The following is a 17,716-nucleotide window of genomic DNA, read 5'->3' as shown; positions in this document are numbered from 1 at the left end:
ATTAATTTTTTTCTAAATTATCCCAATATATCGGGAGGATCCGGACTTATAGCCCTGAAAATGATATAAAGGTAGGCAAAAAATTTCGTAGTAGAAAAAAAAATAAACCGAAAAGAGCAATTCTTTTCGGTTTTTAAGTATATTAAGAAATTACTTTTTCTTTTTTTTAGCAGATACCTTTTTTGTAGATTTTTTTACAGGGGCATCTTCAAAGTCTTTCTTTTTGATAGAATCCCATTTTGAACTTTCTACAAATCTTACTGTAACTTTTCTGTCTACTAATCTTTCAGCGTCTGATGCTGATGCCGGAACGGTAGCTTCCGCTGAACCCACTCCTCTGGACTTCAGTACATTCTGGCTGATTCCTCTGTTTTCTAAAGCTCCCACAACAGCTGCTGCTCTTTCTTTAGATAATCTCAGGTTATAGGCTGCATTTCCTTTACTGTCTGTGTGGCCGGTCAGAAGGTAATTACCTCCATTTTCTTTGATGATTGACGCAGCCAGATCCAATTTACTGTTAGATTCAGGTCTGATCGTTGCTTTATTGAAATTAAAGTAGATTTCTTTAAGTGTTTTTTCTACTTCTACGGCAGTCTGGTTGTTATCCTTTTTCACTGGACATCCGTTGTTTTCTACAGGTCCAGGAACGGTCACACACTTATCGTAAAGGTCGATGACACCATCAAGGTCGGTATCAAGTGCTACACCGGCACCATCCACTCTTGCTCCTGCAGGAGTATCAAGTTGTCTGTCCCAATCATCGCATACTCCGTCATTGTCGGCATCTCCTTTTTTACAGACTTCGATATCTTGTTTTCTGTCCGCTAAAACATCCAGTTTGTAATAGATTTCCTGGAGCGGATCATGCCACATTACATGGGATTCATGTTTTCCTAATTTCAGGGAAACCCCTAAAGTAGCATTGAAGAAGTTGTCGGAAACCTGCTCTGAACGTTTGTTGATCGCGCTGTAAGCATTACCTCCGCCATCAAATTCATCATCACCGGTTACCACATACATCAATCTCCCTTCAATGTCAATTCTTCTGTTCACTTTGAATTTCAAACCTGTACCGGCCTGGAAGAACATGGAACCTAATTCAAAAGGCTTTACTTCAGTCATCAGTCTCTGTCCGCCGGCCCCTTTCTGGTAAGCTCTGTAGGCAATCGTACCGACCCCTGCATATCCGTGAAGTGCCCATCTGTAAGGAGAGTGGTTGTCAACTCTTCTTAAAAGGTTCGAGAAGTTGATATCTCCCAAAATTGAGATGGCATCATACTGAGTTCTTGCCCCTACAGCAGTAGCATCAGGCGCTGAATCTTTGGTATTGAACCATCCTTGTCTTGTTTCTCCTCTGTCGTATTGTAAATTGATTCCAAAAGCATGAGTAATAGCTTTATCGATACTTACATACGCAGAATATCCGAAAAGATTTTTACCGTTACCATTCTTAATAGAAGTCAAATCTGCTGACTGGAGAAGTGGAACACCTACCCCTGCCGAAATCGACCAATCATTGAATCTTTTGGATTGATTGGTAAATGGGGAAACGTTGGCAGAGCCGGAAGAGAATGTATTGGGATACGTTCCATTTGAAACTGCCGTTGAGTCTTGTGCATAGATGGCAGTAGGCATTGCCAATGCTAGTATAGCCATTGCTAAACTTAATTTCATCGTGTATTTATTATTTGATATTTTATGAATAAAGAATTTTTTTCAATTCTTTCATTACATTATTTTATAGGGCACCCGTTGTTTTCTACAGGTCCTGGAACCGTTACACACTTATCGTATAAATCTATAACTCCGTCAAGGTCCATATCTAAAGCTACACCGGCACCGTCCACTCTTGCTCCTGCAGGAGTGTCAAGCTGTCTGTCCCAATCATCACATACTCCGTCGTTATCCGCATCTCCTTTTTCACAAACCACAAGATCGGTGGCAGCATTTTCCAGAACATTGATTCTGTAATAGCCTTCCTGAAGAGGATCATGCCAAGCTAAGTGAGACAATTGTTTTCCCAGTTTGAAAGATAATCCTAAACTTACCGTCCATGCATTATCAGATCTTCTAGGGTTAAGCATATTGTACTTTGAACCTTTGGTTGAAGGATCATAATCATTAGGATCAGCCCATCCGGCACCATCGAATTCATCATCACCGCTTATGATGTACATGGTTCTTGCTTCAACATCGATAAGTTTTGAAACGTTGTATTTGATTCCGATACCTCCTTGATAAAAGATAGAGTTGATATCAATGTCTTGCTTGATAAACAAAGGAGTTCTTTTGGGAGTATCGCTCCATCTGAATTCGTTATTATCATGCAGTGAAGTTCTGAAACCCTGAAGCCCGATTCCCATGTATCCGTGGAAAGCCCATCTGTAAGGAGAATGGTTGTCAACTCTTCTTAGTAGGTTGGAAAAGTTAATGTCCCCTAATAAAGACAGTTGATCAAATTGTGTTGTTGCAGTACCTATTCCTGCCAGCTGACCAGCTGCTCCGGCAAGTTGGCCGGTTTGTTTTGTTTCTCCTCTCATGTACATAACGCTTAAAGCGAAAGTATGTGAGATTTGTTTATCTACGCTTATATAAGCATTATACCCCCAATTGGTCTTATCTTTAGTAAGAGACTTAAGATCAGAGTGAACCATAAATGCGGCACCACCCCCTACGGAAATAGACCAGTCTCTGAAGCGTCTGGCTTTATTGTCAAAGGGTTGTACGTTTGCGGAACCTGAAGAGAAGGTATTAGGATACTCAGTTGAAGAATTAACTGTAGTGCTGCTGTTTTGTGCATAAGCTGCAATTGGCAAAGTTGCCAATAATAATAAACCTAATTTCATACAGTATGTTTTATGTGTTAAATAAAATCCTTTAATAATATTCTGGAAAATTCCCTTTCAAAAAGATGCTTTTTGTGAGGGATTTCTAATCTTTCTGATTTAAAAATTAATTCATTATACTTAATGATATCAATATCTATTATTCTGTCGCTATAGCCTCCAGATACTTTTGAATCATTAATTCTTCCCATTTCAACTTCGATATTTTTAATAAAATCAAGCAGTTGAATTGGAGAAAGATGCGTGAATATTACTGCTGCAATATTACAAAAAATATTGGAACTGACAAATTCCACAGGATCAGACATTAAAAATTCGCTTATTTGTGAAATGTTGTTTCCTCCTTCTTTAATCTTCTGTAATGCAAGCGCTACATTTTTTTTTTGATCTCCAAGGTTACTTCCTAGTAACAAAACTACCTTTTGCTGCGACATATCGAAAAATTGATTGAATTTATGAGAAGTTTCTTTAAAAATGTTTTGGCAAATATAGTGGCAATTGTTATACTTTGCGCTGTATTTTTCATCTTTTTCATCATGATGCTTGTGTTCAGTTCTATGGGGAATGATAAGTCTGTGACGGTGAAAAAGAATTCTGTTCTTACGATTAATTTAAAAACGCATATCATAGATAGCCCTACTGAGGAAGAAACAGGATTATTCGGAATCAGTAATCAGAATAAAGGGGTTCTTCTGTATGATGCGTTGGAAGCTATCAGAAAAGCTAAAACAGATGATAATATTAAAGGGATCAGTATTGAAGCTGATGATTTAAATGCCGGGTTGACTCAGATTGACGATATCAGAAATGCCATTGAAGACTTTAAGAAAAGCGGGAAATTTGTATATGCTTACGGAAACGGAGTTTCACAGTCTTCCTATTACCTGGGATCGGTAGCGGATCAGTATTATCTGAATCCTGCAGGAGGTATCGAACTGAAAGGGCTTGCTACCGAGGTAACGTTCTTTAAAGACTTTGCTGATAAATATGGTATCGGTATCGAGGTAATCCGTCACGGGAAATTTAAATCGGCAGTAGAGCCTTTTTTACGCAACGATATTTCTCCTGAGAACAAAGAGCAGCTGAGTACTCTTTTGAATGACCTTTGGAAAAATACATCCGGTAAAATTGCTGTTTCAAGAAAAATTGATACGGCACAGTTTAAAATGGTTGTCGACAGTTTATACGGAATGATTCCTGAATTGGGATTGAAATATAAACTTGCGGATAAACTGATTCAAAAAACAGAATATGAAAACCTGATCAAATCGAAGTTAAGTCTGAAAGAAAAAGATAAGCTGAATAAAATCTCATTGGCGGGCTATATCAGCTCTTATGCCGGTGAAGATACTTCAGGAGAGAAAGTAGCGGTACTGTATGCTTCGGGATCTATTAACAACGGAGACGGATATAATGATATCTATTCTGAAAAATATGTGAAATACATTAAAAAACTTCAGGATGATGATAAAGTAAAAGCAGTGGTTTTTAGAATCAACTCTCCGGGAGGAAGTGCTAATGCTTCTGATGAAATTTTATTTGAACTTCAGCAGCTGAAGAAGAAAAAACCTTTGATCGTTTCTTTTGGAGATTATGCCGCTTCGGGGGGATATTATGTAGCTATGGCTGCTGATAAAATTTACTCGGAACCTAACACACTTACCGGTTCTATCGGAGTTTTCGGGGTGATTCCTTATTTTAAAGATATTGCGAATAAAAACGGAGTGCGTTCAGATATTGTAGCAACCAATGCCAACTCTATGTATTATTCAGGATTGAATGGAGTGACCCCTTACGGAGTCAATATGATGACAAGGGGAGTGGAAGGTACTTATAAAAGATTTGTACATTTTGTAACACAAAACAGGAAACAGACTTTTGAACAGATCGATAGTGTAGGCGGAGGTAGAGTATGGAGTGGAGTACGCGCCAAGCAGATTGGTTTGGTAGATGAATTGGGAACGCTGAATGATGCCGTAAAATTTGCCGCTCAGAAAGCAGGATTAAAATCTTATCATGTGGATCCTTTTCCAAAAAGAATGTCTCCTTTTGAACAGATATTTAAAGATCTGAATGAGGAAGATGTTTCTGCCAGAATTATCAAAAGCAAGATAGGGAAGGCCAACTATGAGATCCTGGAGCAGATCACAGATAAGAAGCTTCAGTCTGACATTAAGATGGCAATGCCTTACCAGGTGAAAATCGACTAACTAAATTATATTGTACACAAAAATCCCGGATCTGAATTTCAGATCCGGGATTTTATTTTTTATTGATGTTAGCTTTTCCTCGTTGCCATTCCGTAAATCCAGAGGATGATCAGAGCACCCCCAATAGAAAGGATCCAGCTTCTTGGGTTCCAGAATGAGGTGACGTCTCCCCAGTGTAGAATGTAAACTCCTATAGCTCCTCCTACAAATGCTCCCAGAATTCCCAGGATGATCGTGATTAACCATCCGCCTCCCTGGTTACCGGGCATGATCATTTTAGCGATTGCACCTGCAATAAGACCGAATAAAATCCATGTTATTATTCCCATAGTTTCAAATTTTTAATTGTTAATATTTTAAAATGATTTGTTTACTAATATAAGGGAAAACATGATGTAAATCATCTTTTCTTGAAGAATGAGTCTACAAATTCCGTACCATTAAAAAGTTGTAAATCCTGCATTTTTTCTCCTACACCTATGTATTTTACAGGAATTTGGAATTGATCAGAGATGCCGATAACCACTCCTCCTTTAGCCGTTCCGTCTAATTTGGTGACAGCCAATGCATTCACTTCTGTAGCGGCTGTAAACTGTTTTGCCTGTTCAAAAGCATTCTGCCCTGTAGAACCGTCCAGCACCAATAAGATCTCATGAGGGGCATCAGGAATTACCTTTTGCATTACTCTTTTGATCTTCGAAAGCTCATTCATTAAGTTTATCTTGTTATGAAGTCTTCCGGCCGTATCAATAATGACTACATCAGCATTTTGAGCTACCGCACTTTGTACCGTATCAAAAGCTACGGAGGCAGGATCAGAGCCCATTCCCTGTTTTACGATAGGAACATCCACCCTTTCACTCCAGATGGTAAGCTGGTCTACAGCCGCTGCCCTGAAGGTATCAGCTGCTCCCAGAACTACTTTTTTACCTTCGGATTTGAACTGGTGAGCCAGTTTTCCTATGGTGGTTGTTTTGCCTACGCCATTCACACCTACTACCATGATGACATATGGTTTTTTGGAGGTATCAATGTTTCCGGTTCCCGAATGGGGATTTTCAAGAAGTAATCCTGAAATTTCTTCACGCAGAATTTTATCTAATTCACTTACGCCAACATATTTGTCTCTGGCTACACGTTCTTCAATTCTTTCTATGATCTTGATAGTGGTAGAAGCGCCTACATCGGATGCGATAAGTATTTCTTCCAGATCATCCAGTACCTCATCATCTACTTTACTTTTACCGACTACGGCTTTCGTCATTTTTTCAAAGAATCCCTGACTGGATTTTTCCAACCCTTTGTCTAAGGTTTCTTTTTCTTCCTTTTTGAAAATATTTTTAAACCAACTCATAGTTTTAGTTTATTCTTTATTTATTTTTAATAACTGCTGTGGCTTCCACTTCTATAAGCACGTCTTTCCTGAAAAGACGGCTCACCTCTACAAGGCTGCTCACAGGAGGGTTCTGAAGATTGATATAGGTATCTCTGACTTTTCTGAAATCAGGTGTTTTAGCTATATCTGTGATAAAGATGCCTAATTTTATAATATCTTTCGCTGTGCCTCCATATTCCTTCAGAATATGCTCCATGTTTTTGAAAACCTGCTGCGTCTGCTCTTCCACATTGTGTCCTACCAGATTGCCTTCCGGATTTAAAGGAACCTGACCTGACAATAAGATCATTTTAGAGTTTCCGCAATCAATACTTACTGATTGTGATAGCCCTGGTATGCTGAAAACTTCCAGTGAACTTTTATACTCAACAGTGTTCATTGCTTTCTGAGAGAATGAAAATAGAAAAGTTGCTGTACAAACCAGAACAAGAACCTTTTTCATATTTTACGGATTAATAATCTGGTGAACAAAGATAACAAAAAAACTACCCAAAATATGAGTAGTTTTTTATATTGTAAATAAAGTATTGATTATTTTTTCAAATAACCGTCAACTTCGTCTGCATTCATTACTTTTTCTTCGAAAACGTAAGCTCCTGATTTAGAAGACTTAATCATTTTCACCACTTTAGTCATTTTTTTAGATTGACCGCTTTGTAGGGTTGCTACTACTTTCTTTGCCATGGTAAATTATATTTATAAATTACTTGATTTCTTTGTGAACAGTATATTTCTTAAGAACAGGATTATACTTTTTAAGCTCTAATCTCTCTGTAGTGTTCTTTTTATTTTTAGTAGAAATGTATCTAGACATTCCTGCCATACCGCTTTCTTTGTGCTCTGTACATTCAAGGATTACTTGAACTCTATTTCCTTTTTTTGCCATGATTCAATTACTTTTTAATCAATCCGTTTCTTACAGCTCTTTCTAGAGCTTCTTCGATTCCAATCTTGTTAATCACTCTCAATCCATGAGCTGATACTTTCAGTGTTACGTGCTTATCTTGCTCTGGAAGGTAAAACTTCTTCTCTAATAAGTTAATTTCAAAACGACGCTTCGTTTTGTTATTAGCGTGAGAAACGTTGTTACCAACCATTGCACGCTTTCCTGTTATTTGGCAAATTCTTGACATATCTCGATGTTCTTATTTGTATAATATTTGAGAGTGCAAAATAACGAAGAATTTTTTAGATAGACAAATCTTTTACAAAAAAAATGCAAATAAGTAACTGATTAATAATATTGATTTTAAAATAGCCGAATTCCCGGAATACAGCGTCTTAGCGGTGCTGATATATTTCATGCAGGCTTTCTTTTCCAGGAATAGTTTAATATTTTATCTTTGTTTTTAATTAATCTAAATAAAAATAATATGAAGCGAATTTATATTCTATGGTCTATGATTCCCATGGGGCTGGCTGCGCAAAACTTCACTGAAATACAGACCGGTATGAATAATTTTTACTATTCAGCCGCTGATATTGCAGATATGGATCAAAACGGAACCCCGGATATTGTACTCAATGGAGCTTTAGATTCTGACGGAGATGGAAATGTGGACACCACCTATAATGAAGTGTATAAAAATAACGGAGGCAGCCTGTCTTTATATGCTGATCTGGGAACGGATGTGACCCATTTAGGGGATATCAGGTTTATCGATTATAATAATGACGGACTGCAGGACATTATTTCAACCGGATTGAGTTATATGGATATTGTCAACTATAAGCAGTACAGGTTCAAAAATACAGGAACGGGTTTTGTGAAAGAAGATGAGCTGCAGGGAAAAATCTATGGCTCCATGGAGGTCTTCGATTTTAACCATGACGGAAAGCCGGATTATGCCCTGAACGGAACACAGTATTTTCATGGCGCAGGCTTTAGAAACACGCTGGATTTTTACCGCAATACAGGAGCCGGTTTTGATATGACTGAAAACTGGGTGGATGGAACCCAGAACGGAAGTTTTAAATTGGTTGACCTGAATAATGACCAGTTGCTGGATCTTGTTATCATAGGCTCCGATATCGCCGGTTCTGCCGTGGGAAAGGTATATATGAATATCGCCGGAACCCTGATGCATACCCAGGATCTGATGCCTCTGACCAGTGGAAAACTGGAATTTGCTGATTTTAATGCAGATGGTTTCCAGGATATTGTTGTTGCAGGAAAGGATGAAAATGATGACGGATATTTTGCTGTTTTAATGAATAACGGAACAGGCGTACTGACTGCTCATCAGATGAATGTACCGGATATTTCTGATGCTTCTATCAGCGTAGGAGACCTCAATAATGACGGCTACTATGATTTCATCATTGCAGGAAATGAGAATTATGACGGAATGGTAAAAACATATCTGTACAATGTGAACGGGCAGGATTTTACCGAAGGGACGCTCGCCGGCGTACAAAGTTTGGGAGGTCCGGGACTTGTCCATGTATTTGACTTTGACAATGATCATCATCCTGATATCCTTTTAAGCGGATTCGATTGGTCTGATCCAAACATGCCATCGCTGACGAAAATATTTAAAAATACTGCTACAGAAGAAAACTTAAAACCGACACCTCCCGCCAATCTTACCCTGACAAAAAACGGAAACCGTTTCAATTTTACATGGAGCGGAGCCACAGATGACAAAACACCTGTGAATGCATTACGTTATGAAATCAGTGTAGGCTCTACACCGGGCGCAGCGGATATTGCGAAATACATGGTCACAACGCCTTCATGGTTCCTGGAGCTTGATCCGTCTGTTCAGCATGTGTACTGGAGTGTAAGGTCAATGGATGCTGCAAAGGTTTACTCCAATCCTTCCTCTGAAAGCAGTACATTGGCAACAAGAGATATTCCGGTTAAAAATGAACTGGCAATTTATCCCAATCCTGCTTCCGACAAAGTCTATATTAAAGGAGAAAAAGTTTCAGAGGCTGAGTTGTATTCAATGGACGGCAGAAAGCTGAATGTTATTTTAAATGGTGACCAGTCTATTGACGTTTCCCATTTACCCAAAGGGATCTATTTATTAAAACTGAAGATAAAAAACGAAGTAACCACGAAGAAGCTTAGCATTAAGTAATTGAATCATTCTATCTTCTATCAATGAGAAAAGCCAGACGTCCAGCTGGCTTTTCTTTTTTTATCGGTTTTTCCTGTAATAATAGCTGAGATCAGCCTTTATACATCAGTAATCAGCGAAAGTTTATGTTTTTACCGCAGATCCCACAGATAATGCAGCTCTGTACATTGATTGTTTCAGCGTGTAATCCTGTATTGTAAGAATTATACTTTCTGTGTTCTTTCCTTAAACTTTTGAATTAGGAAGTAAAATAATAGGAAGCCTAAAGCGAATATTGAAAATCTTGAAAGAAGATCACCGGCTCTTGTATAAAATGTCATCGTTTCATACAAGTTTACTTTTGCAAATAAGGCAGTCTGATCGCCATAGAATGTATCGGCTTCAACCTCTCCTTTGGCATTAATATGTGCTGAAATACCGCTGTTCGCTGCACGGGCAATTTCTCTTCTGGTTTCAATGGCTCTCAATCTGGCATACGATAAAAGCTGTTGATGTCCTTCGGTAACGCCCCACCAGGAATCGTTAGTCATAATCCCCAAGAAATTAGCTCCTTTCTTTACATAATCAGTAACAAACTCACCATAAATACTTTCGTAGCATATAATGGGAGCTATTTTACCTGTATTGTACGGATTGGAAAATGCGGTCCTTTCCTTGTCTGTCCCCAGTGAAGCTACCGTACCTCCCAGATTCAGCATAGCGTCCCCTAATATGGGTTTAAGGACATTCATATAGGGAAAGATTTCAACACCGGGAACGAGTTTTCCTTTATGGTAAACCTGGGTTTTCTGATTGGGAGCCAGTTGGATGGCGGTATTATAGTTTGCAACCCAAACTCCGGAGTTAAGCTGGTAGGCCTCCTGGGGTAATGTTGCCGGATCAAAAAAGAAACGGTGGGATGAAATTCCTGTAGCAAAAACAGACCCGGGGTGTTTTACCAGAAATTCTTTGATATTGTTGAGCAGTACGCTCTTGTCAAAAGCTGTTTCTGAAATTGAACCTCTCCCCGGAAGGGCAGTTTCCGGTGCTATATAATAATCAATTCGTCCTTTTGAATTCTTTTCGGCAAGTGCCAGCAGATCGTTTTCAATAGTCAGGCTGTCTTTGGAGTATTTTTCAGCATACGGATCAAGATCTGGCTGCAGCATCAGGACATTGACCTGTCCGGAAGGCTTTTCATTAAAATTATTGTACTTGATTAATGAAATAATCATCGGCAGAACGATTAAAGCTCCCACGATAGAAGAATTTCTGATCAGGTCTTTTCTTTTTCTTCCAGCTTCCCAGGTTCTTAAAGTATAAAATAGTAAAACGTTGATCAGTAAGATCCAGAAGCTTCCGCCGGTAGCCCCCAGTGTATCATACCACTGAATAAGCTTAGGATATTCGGAAAATACATTTCCCAAGTTCAGCCATGGCCATGTAAGTTCCCATCCCAAATGGAATTTTTCAAAACTCATCCAGATGGCAATCAAAAACCCTAATCCCCAATAGGTTCCCTGTGCATTTTTATACCAATGATAACATTGAAAAACCAAAGAATATAAGAGAGAATTAATAATAACCGGAAATAAAACGGCCATCAGGGAGTGGCTTCCATCCGGGTTCTTTGAGCCGTATAACCATCCTGTTGTTACAATATTCCAGATAACAAAACACAGGTAGGACAAGCTGAAGACCATCCAGCTTTTTCTTTTATAGTTCGAAAATTTCGAAATTCCATGTTCCATCATCAGAAGAGGAACAAGTGCAAAAAATATAAAAAACGGAACCCCGTACGTAGGCCATGAAACCGACAGCAGCATTGCTGAAATAAGGGTGAGTAAAACGTATTTCATTAAATTATTTTAATATACAAATTTAATGTTTTTGAAATGAATATCTTAGCACCCGATGCTAAAGAAAATATACAAAATCATAATTATTCCCTATCCTTTATTTCTGCTTTACCTGATGTTTTTCGGAATGGGCAGGCATCAAATGGAAGATCATCTGATCAGACTGAACCCTGTTTTGTCTACGATAGAATTTATGAAGGATGCATTTCAGTGGAAATATACTGTTATGATCGTTTTGGGAAATATGATCATGTTCATTCCATTCGGTTTTCTGGGATGGATTTTTCCAAAGTTTAAGGATCTTAAAACCTTACTTATGGCTTTTGTTTCATGTATTGTGATTGTAGAAGCGCTCCAGTACTTTACAAGACTGGGAATATTTGAAGTAGATGATGTGCTCCTGAATTCCTTCGGGGTATATTGGGGATGGCTGCTTAGCAGATGGATTGAAAAAAGACTTACTTATTGAGTTCTTTAGCGCGTTTTTCAGCATTCAGGATTCCCTGCTTTATAATATCTTTAAAATTGTTTTCCTCAAATGTTTTCAGAGCGGCTTCCGTAGTTCCTCCTTTAGACGCCACATCCCGGATCAGTTCTTCAAGGTTTTTTTCAGAATTATTGATCAGATGGTAAGCCCCCAGCATGGTTTGTTTGACGAAAAGCTGAGATAGATTCTCTTCAATTCCCATTTCAATACCTGCTTTGATCATGGCATCGATAATATAGTAGAAATAAGCGGGCCCGCTTCCGGAAAGGGCGGTAACACCGTCCAGAAGTTCTTCGTTTTCAAGATAAACCGATCTTCCGGTGCTGTTCAGCAGTCTTTCAATACTGATAAGCTGGCTGAAAGAAATGCCGTTTGCTGCTGTATATCCTGTAATACCCATCCCTAAAAGAGTAGGTGAATTAGGCATTGCCCTTACCACAAGCGGATGGTTTAATGAGTGTTGAATCTTTTCAATATTGATCCCGGCCATAATGGATAAAACCATCTGGTTTTCCTGAATGGTAAACCGGATATTTTGAGCAACCTGTTGAAAATCCTGCGGCTTCACAGCGATGATGATCAGATCTGCATTCAATGCTTTGACCTCTTCAAAAGTGGAAATTTTTGATTTCGGAAAATCTTCAGCTATTTTAGAAATTTTGGAAGGGTTTCTGAGGATCAGATGGAGATTTTCCGGTTTGATCAGTTCGTATTTCAAAAAGGATTTTGAAAAAGAAAGTCCCATATTTCCGGCTCCTAAAATTGCTATTTTCATAGGGTGTCTATTTTTTTTTAGCTAAAATAATAATTTTATAGGGATAAGATGTGAACTGGCTGCCGTATAGTATCTTGGTAAACGCAAGGGGGCAAAGAAATTTACATGGTTTATAAAGCGCAAAGGTTTTATCTGCGGTGAAATTTTAGGTTACCTCATTTCTTCTTTACCAATCAACTGCTCATCAAACGTATTGAACATCTTTGTTATTCTTGCATTTTAACAGGATTATACCATGTTTCTGGCCGGCAGTTTAATTTATAAATAAAAAGGCTGTATTCAATATTGAATCAGCCCGGGTATTTTCATTAAATGATATTCACTTCCCGTTCAAGCTCTATCCCAAACTTTTCCTGTACAGAGTTAATGATTTCCGTGGAAAAATCAAAAATTTCTTTCCCGGTTGCATTTCCGGTTGCATTGATGATGACTAATGACTGGAGTTTGTGGGAAGCCACATTTCCGATCTGTTTTCCTTTCCATCCGCATTGTTCGATCAGCCATCCGGCAGGAACTTTTACTCTATCTCCATTAGGGTATCCCTGAATGTTCTCAAATTTTTCTTTTAAAAGGTCAAACTGAGCCAAAGGAATGGTTGGGTTTTTGAAAAAACTTCCTGCGTTCCCGATTTCTTTAGGGTCCGGCAGTTTGCTTTGTCTGATATTGATAACCGCTTTGGAGACTTCCTGTATGGTAGGGTTTTTAATTCCTAAATGTTCCAGTTCAGATTGGATCGCTCCATATTCTGTTTTAATATGGTGGTTTTTTTTACTGAGTTTAAAAGTAACTTCCAGGATTACATATCTGCCTTTTCCTTCCTGTTTGAAAATAGAATCTCTGTACCCGAACCTGCATTGTTCCAGGCTGAAGGTTTTATGTTCAAGATTTTCCAGATCCAGCACCTTACAGCTGACAAAAACATCCTTTATCTCTGTACCATAGGCTCCGATATTCTGCATGGGAGAGGTGCCTACATTTCCGGGGATCAAAGAAAGGTTTTCAAGCCCGCCGTAATTTTGTTGAAGGCAGTACAGAACAAACTCATGCCAGTTTTCACCGGCTTTTGCAGTGACGAGGACTTCCTCTTCATTCAGATCTTGTTCAGAAATACCTTTTAAATTAAGTTTAATAGCAAGACCGTTAAAGTCCCTGGTCAGCAAAATATTACTTCCGCCCCCTATAAACAGAAGTGGGAGAGACCGGGAATCTGAGAAGGTAAGGGCTTCTTTTAATTCTTCTATCGTATTGACCTCGATAAAGTACTGGGCCTTGGCATCAACGCCAAATGTATTATATGGCTTTAAGGAAAAGTTTTCTTGCATGTTTATCTGTATTCTTTGGGAAGAATGGTGTATAGTTGTTCTTTAAGCTGTTGGAGTTGCCTGTAGTGTACGGTGTCAACATAAGAATTGACATAAATATGTGACTTTTTCGGAGTACGGATTTGAAAAGTTTCATCAATTCCGTCTACAGACTGCTGGCTTGGGGAGCTTTTAATATGATCAAGATCCACCATATGAATGGATGAGGTAAGCTGTTTCCAGGTATTGTCACTGACCGCTGAATCCCATTTTTTATGAGTCTGATTGGAGGTTGCTCCTTTTTCAGCTGAGATCGAATTTTTGGAGACCTTTATGATTCTGTAATTGCCAAGAGTCCCTCCGATATGGGATAGGCTTATAGACGTAATTTCGTGTGGATCTGTACCGACAGTTTGTGCTGGCTCTTTTTTATTACATGAAAAAAATGCCGACAGCAAAAAGATCGAAAACAGTATTTTCAGATGTGTATTTTTTGTTGTCGGCATAGTATATTATTTATAGGCTAAATTCTTCTCTGTACTGCTTTAAAGCATTTTTAAGAATTTCAGCACTTCTCTTCAAATCTTCTTCTTTCAGAACGTAGGCAATTCTAACCTGTTTCTTACCTAATTCCGGATTGCTGTAAAAACCTCCGGCAGGAGCAACCATAATGGTTTCATTATTCAGGGAATATTTTTCCAATAACCATTGAGCGAATTTTTCAGTATCATCTACAGGAAGTTCAGCAACGCAGTAGAAAGCTCCTTTTGGCTTAGGGCATATTACCCCCGGAATAGCGTTCAGAAGATCTACCAATATATTTCTTCTGTGGGTATATTCTTCTCTTACTGCTCTGATGTAGGCTCCGTCATTCTGGTGTGCTGCTGTGGCTGCAATCTGTCCCAAAAGAACCGGGCTTAATCTTGCCTGTGCAAAAAGCATAGCTGCATTACGGATTTTATTGGAACGGGTAAGCATACATCCGATTCTTACTCCGCACATAGAGTAACGCTTGGATTCTGAATCAATGATAATACAGTTTTCACTCAGTTCAGGGAAGTCGAGCATCGAAATCTGCTGTTTCCCGTCATATACATATTCTCTGTATACCTCATCAGAGATGATTACAATATCATATTTTAAAGCGATCTCTGCAAGCTTCTTCAGCTCTTCACGGGTGTAAAGATATCCTGTTGGGTTGCCAGGGTTGCATATAATGATCGCTCTTGTTTTTTCTGTAATTTTTTTCTCAAATTCTTCTACCGGCGGAAGAGCAAAGCCTGTATCAATAGTAGAGGGAACCGCTACTACATTGACATCGAATGTACTGGTGAAACCATTGTAGTTCGCATAATAAGGTTCAGGGATGATCACCTCATCACCATCGTCACATAATGTGGAAATAGCGAAGTTTAAGGCTTCAGACCCACCATTGGTAACAATGAAGTTATCAGGTGTCAAATCTGAGAAGCCTAATGAATGGTAATATTCAGTAAGGGCTTTTCTGTATTCAATATTTCCTTCAGAAAGTGCATATTCCAATACTTTTAAATCAATATTTTTTAAAGCATTTAAAGCTGTTTCCGGAGTTTCAATATCAGGCTGCCCGATATTAAGGTGGTATACTTTTATTCCTTTCTGTTTTGCTTGTAATGCAAAAGGAACGAGTTTTCTTACCGGCGATGGCGGCATGTGCAGAGCTCTGTTTGAAATATTCGGCATTTTATAAAAATTTGTATGACAAAAATAAGATTTAATTTCTCAATAATAAAATTAAGAAGTAAGAAGAACCTTTCTGTTGTGCTGTAGACGCCTTTTTTCAGTATTTTGGCCGTAATATTTGAATGCTGAATTTAGGTTAAAATAAATTAAATTTTGAATATTTATTAAAAATAACATTTTTATATTATTATTTTTCTTAATTTACCGTTTAAATGTATATAAAATGGTAATAAATTTATTTTTGAGAGCAATTCCTTCTATTGCTCTATTTTCAGCAGCCACAATGATGGCTCAAAATTTTCAAACAATGCCTGTCCAGTCAGGATATACGGATGATGTGATCGCCAATGGTACAGGCTCTTCCATGACTTCTACAACTACAGATGTTGACGGAGTTTCCTACAATTTTGTAGCAAGGGATTTTAAACTCACTCCAACAAGTTCCGATCTCACTTACGGGCTGCCCACAAATGGGATTATTAATTCAGTGGTGGCCTCAACACCGGGATTAAGTTTCCAACTTGGGAATCTGAGCGGAAATAATTCCTTAAGGATCAATAGCAGTGCTGCGGGAAGTAATACAGGAACCCTTGTTTTTACAAATCCTGTGGCGGCCTTTAAGTTATATATGCTTTCCACCAGTGGGAGTGGAAGTTCCAGTGTTACTATAACAGTTAATTTTACAGATAATACTTCTCAGGTATTTAGTAACCAAAGTATTTCAGACTGGTATGGAGGCAGCAATTTTGCAATTCAGGGAATCGGGAGGATTCTCAGAACTACTGATGTATTAGATGCAAACACTACCAATCCGAGACTCTACCAGACCGTTTTAAATATTGATGCTGCCAACCAGGCAAAACCAATCCAAAGTGTTACGGTGACCAAAACCAACAGTGCCGGTGTAGCAAATATCTTCGCTTTCTCAGCTGATGCGTATACAAGCTGTGTGGCACCTACCTTATCACCTGTGGGAAGCATCTCTTCAAATTCTGCACAGATTTCATGGACGGTCCCTTCCGGTACACAGGCAGCCAGCCATGATATTTACTATAGTACAAGCCCGGCTGTTCCCAACAGCAGTACAGTACCCAGTTATCCGGGAGTTACAGGAACATCTTATACTATTGGCAGCTTATCTGCAAGTACCACCTATTACTATTGGGTAAGAACCAACTGTAGCACAGGAACAAGCCAAAGCTCATGGTCATTTGCCGGAACGTTTACCACCCTGTGTGGTACAGTGGTTCCTTCATATACCAATAATTTCACCAGCTTTCCGGGAACCTGTTGGGCAACCAATATTTCGGGAGGAACTCCTTCTACAGGACCTACGGGAACCACGTCTTACTGGTTTCAGCGTAATTTTTTAAATGGAGCATCCAACGGATCTGCCAATATGAACCTGTACAGCACCAACAGAACAGGCTGGATTAAAACTGTGCCTTTTGACCTTTCAACAGGAGGTTACAGAGTGAAATTTAATCATGGTATAACAACGTATTCGGGAACCGCTGCTTCCCAGATGGGATCTGATGATGTGGTGTATTTCCTGGTTTCCAATGATGGCGGAAGTACATGGACGATCCTGCAGACATGGAATGCCGGTGACAGTCCTTCTAACACCTCTACTGAATATATTTATAACTTAACAGCTTATACTAGTGCGAATACTGTATTTGCTTTTTATGGAAGTTCCGGAACTACATATGATAGCCAGGATTATAATTTCTATGTCGATGATTTTACGGTTGAAAATGCTCAGCTGAGCGTTTCAGAAGTCAGCGGCCAGGTGAAAAAAACGGCAGTTCACCCAAATCCTTTTAAAGATGTTCTGTATATATCAGATACAAGAGAGGTGAAATCAGCTGCTGTAGGAGATACATCCGGAAGAGTCGTACAAACGATTGAAGGGCCTGTAAAAGAACTTAATTTAAGCAATCTGAACTCAGGACTGTATTTTGTTACTCTTTATTTTAAAGACGGATCTCAATCTACTGTAAAAGCGATCAAAAAATAATTTTTTTAATGTAAATAAAGCGGAGCGGCAGTATG

Annotated in this window: 18 protein-coding genes; 4 read left to right on the top strand and 14 right to left on the bottom strand. The window is 38.8% G+C overall.

Annotated features, from left to right (window positions below):
- Positions 1-150: 150 nt before the first annotated feature.
- Genes MUW56_RS06015 through folK form a run of 3 tightly spaced genes read right to left on the bottom strand, consistent with a single transcriptional unit; the run spans position 151 to position 3,280 of the window.
- The gene (locus MUW56_RS06015) at positions 151-1,674 is read right to left on the bottom strand and encodes an OmpA family protein (protein ID WP_292012339.1); all 1,524 of its coding nucleotides are present in this window, start codon (positions 1,672-1,674) and stop codon (positions 151-153) included.
- Between the two features lie 59 nt (positions 1,675-1,733).
- A complete protein-coding gene (locus MUW56_RS06010; RefSeq protein WP_292012338.1) occupies positions 1,734-2,846 on the bottom strand; it encodes an OmpA family protein in 1,113 nt (370 codons plus the stop codon).
- A 17-nt stretch (positions 2,847-2,863) separates the two neighbouring features.
- Positions 2,864-3,280 (bottom strand): 2-amino-4-hydroxy-6-hydroxymethyldihydropteridine diphosphokinase, encoded by a 417-nt coding sequence (folK, locus tag MUW56_RS06005; protein ID WP_292012337.1) that lies wholly within the window; start codon positions 3,278-3,280, stop codon positions 2,864-2,866.
- Between the two features lie 21 nt (positions 3,281-3,301).
- On the opposite strand from folK, the gene sppA reads away from it, so the two are divergent.
- Positions 3,302-5,056, top strand: a complete 1,755-nt coding sequence (sppA, locus tag MUW56_RS06000) for a signal peptide peptidase SppA (protein ID WP_292012336.1) — start codon at positions 3,302-3,304, stop codon at positions 5,054-5,056.
- 68 nt (positions 5,057-5,124) lie between these two features.
- On the opposite strand, the gene MUW56_RS05995 is transcribed toward sppA, so the two are convergent.
- The 6 genes from MUW56_RS05995 to rpmB all read right to left on the bottom strand — a co-directional run bounded on the left by MUW56_RS05995 (position 5,125) and on the right by rpmB (position 7,585).
- Positions 5,125-5,385 carry a GlsB/YeaQ/YmgE family stress response membrane protein gene (locus tag MUW56_RS05995; protein WP_292012335.1) on the bottom strand — a complete coding sequence of 87 codons (261 nt, stop codon included), beginning with the start codon at positions 5,383-5,385 and terminating at the stop codon, positions 5,125-5,127.
- 71 nt (positions 5,386-5,456) lie between these two features.
- Positions 5,457-6,410: a signal recognition particle-docking protein FtsY gene (gene ftsY / locus MUW56_RS05990; protein ID WP_292012334.1), complete on the bottom strand. Its 954-nt coding sequence runs from the start codon at positions 6,408-6,410 to the stop codon at positions 5,457-5,459.
- Positions 6,411-6,426: 16 nt separating this feature from the next.
- Positions 6,427-6,894: a RidA family protein gene (locus tag MUW56_RS05985; protein WP_292012333.1), complete on the bottom strand. Its 468-nt coding sequence runs from the start codon at positions 6,892-6,894 to the stop codon at positions 6,427-6,429.
- An 89-nt stretch (positions 6,895-6,983) separates the two neighbouring features.
- Entirely contained in the window at positions 6,984-7,136 is a 153-nt protein-coding gene (locus MUW56_RS05980) for a DUF4295 domain-containing protein (RefSeq protein ID WP_073175385.1), read from the bottom strand.
- Positions 7,137-7,155: 19 nt separating this feature from the next.
- Positions 7,156-7,338, bottom strand: coding sequence for a 50S ribosomal protein L33 (gene rpmG, locus MUW56_RS05975; protein ID WP_062697831.1), 183 nt, complete (start codon positions 7,336-7,338; stop codon positions 7,156-7,158).
- A 7-nt stretch (positions 7,339-7,345) separates the two neighbouring features.
- Positions 7,346-7,585, bottom strand: a complete 240-nt coding sequence (rpmB, locus tag MUW56_RS05970; RefSeq protein WP_007841810.1) for a 50S ribosomal protein L28 — start codon at positions 7,583-7,585, stop codon at positions 7,346-7,348.
- Between the two features lie 240 nt (positions 7,586-7,825).
- Here rpmB and MUW56_RS05965 point away from each other — a divergent pair, with 240 nt between their 5' ends.
- On the top strand, positions 7,826-9,538 hold the full coding sequence (locus MUW56_RS05965; protein ID WP_292012332.1) for a T9SS type A sorting domain-containing protein: 1,713 nt from the start codon (positions 7,826-7,828) through the stop codon (positions 9,536-9,538).
- Between the two features lie 203 nt (positions 9,539-9,741).
- Here the strand turns inward: MUW56_RS05965 and lnt are convergent, their stop codons facing one another.
- Positions 9,742-11,376, bottom strand: coding sequence for an apolipoprotein N-acyltransferase (gene lnt, locus MUW56_RS05960; RefSeq protein ID WP_292012331.1), 1,635 nt, complete (start codon positions 11,374-11,376; stop codon positions 9,742-9,744).
- Positions 11,377-11,431: 55 nt separating this feature from the next.
- On the opposite strand from lnt, the gene MUW56_RS05955 reads away from it, so the two are divergent.
- Positions 11,432-11,845, top strand: coding sequence for a VanZ family protein (locus tag MUW56_RS05955; protein ID WP_292012330.1), 414 nt, complete (start codon positions 11,432-11,434; stop codon positions 11,843-11,845).
- Here MUW56_RS05955 and proC read toward each other — a convergent pair.
- The 4 genes from proC to MUW56_RS05935 form a co-directional block, all read right to left on the bottom strand.
- Positions 11,835-12,638: a pyrroline-5-carboxylate reductase gene (gene proC, locus MUW56_RS05950; protein WP_292012329.1), complete on the bottom strand. Its 804-nt coding sequence runs from the start codon at positions 12,636-12,638 to the stop codon at positions 11,835-11,837. The two genes, MUW56_RS05955 and proC, sit on opposite strands and share 11 nt — an antisense overlap.
- A 308-nt stretch (positions 12,639-12,946) precedes the next feature.
- Positions 12,947-13,966 carry a UDP-N-acetylmuramate dehydrogenase gene (murB, locus tag MUW56_RS05945; RefSeq protein WP_292015386.1) on the bottom strand — a complete coding sequence of 340 codons (1,020 nt, stop codon included), beginning with the start codon at positions 13,964-13,966 and terminating at the stop codon, positions 12,947-12,949.
- Positions 13,963-14,445: a hypothetical protein gene (locus MUW56_RS05940; protein ID WP_292012328.1), complete on the bottom strand. Its 483-nt coding sequence runs from the start codon at positions 14,443-14,445 to the stop codon at positions 13,963-13,965. The genes murB and MUW56_RS05940 overlap by 4 nt, the downstream gene beginning before the upstream one ends.
- 10 nt (positions 14,446-14,455) lie before the next feature.
- Positions 14,456-15,661 carry a pyridoxal phosphate-dependent aminotransferase gene (locus MUW56_RS05935; RefSeq protein ID WP_292012327.1) on the bottom strand — a complete coding sequence of 402 codons (1,206 nt, stop codon included), beginning with the start codon at positions 15,659-15,661 and terminating at the stop codon, positions 14,456-14,458.
- Positions 15,662-15,884: 223 nt separating this feature from the next.
- On the opposite strand from MUW56_RS05935, the gene MUW56_RS05930 reads away from it, so the two are divergent.
- Positions 15,885-17,681, top strand: coding sequence for a T9SS type A sorting domain-containing protein (locus MUW56_RS05930; protein ID WP_292012326.1), 1,797 nt, complete (start codon positions 15,885-15,887; stop codon positions 17,679-17,681).
- Positions 17,682-17,716: the final 35 nt, after the last annotated feature.

Source organism: Chryseobacterium sp. (assembly GCF_022869225.1).
Taxonomy (GTDB): domain Bacteria; phylum Bacteroidota; class Bacteroidia; order Flavobacteriales; family Weeksellaceae; genus Chryseobacterium.
The sequence above is the reverse complement of the archived record's forward strand: the minus strand, read 5'-3'. Positions and strand labels throughout refer to the sequence as shown.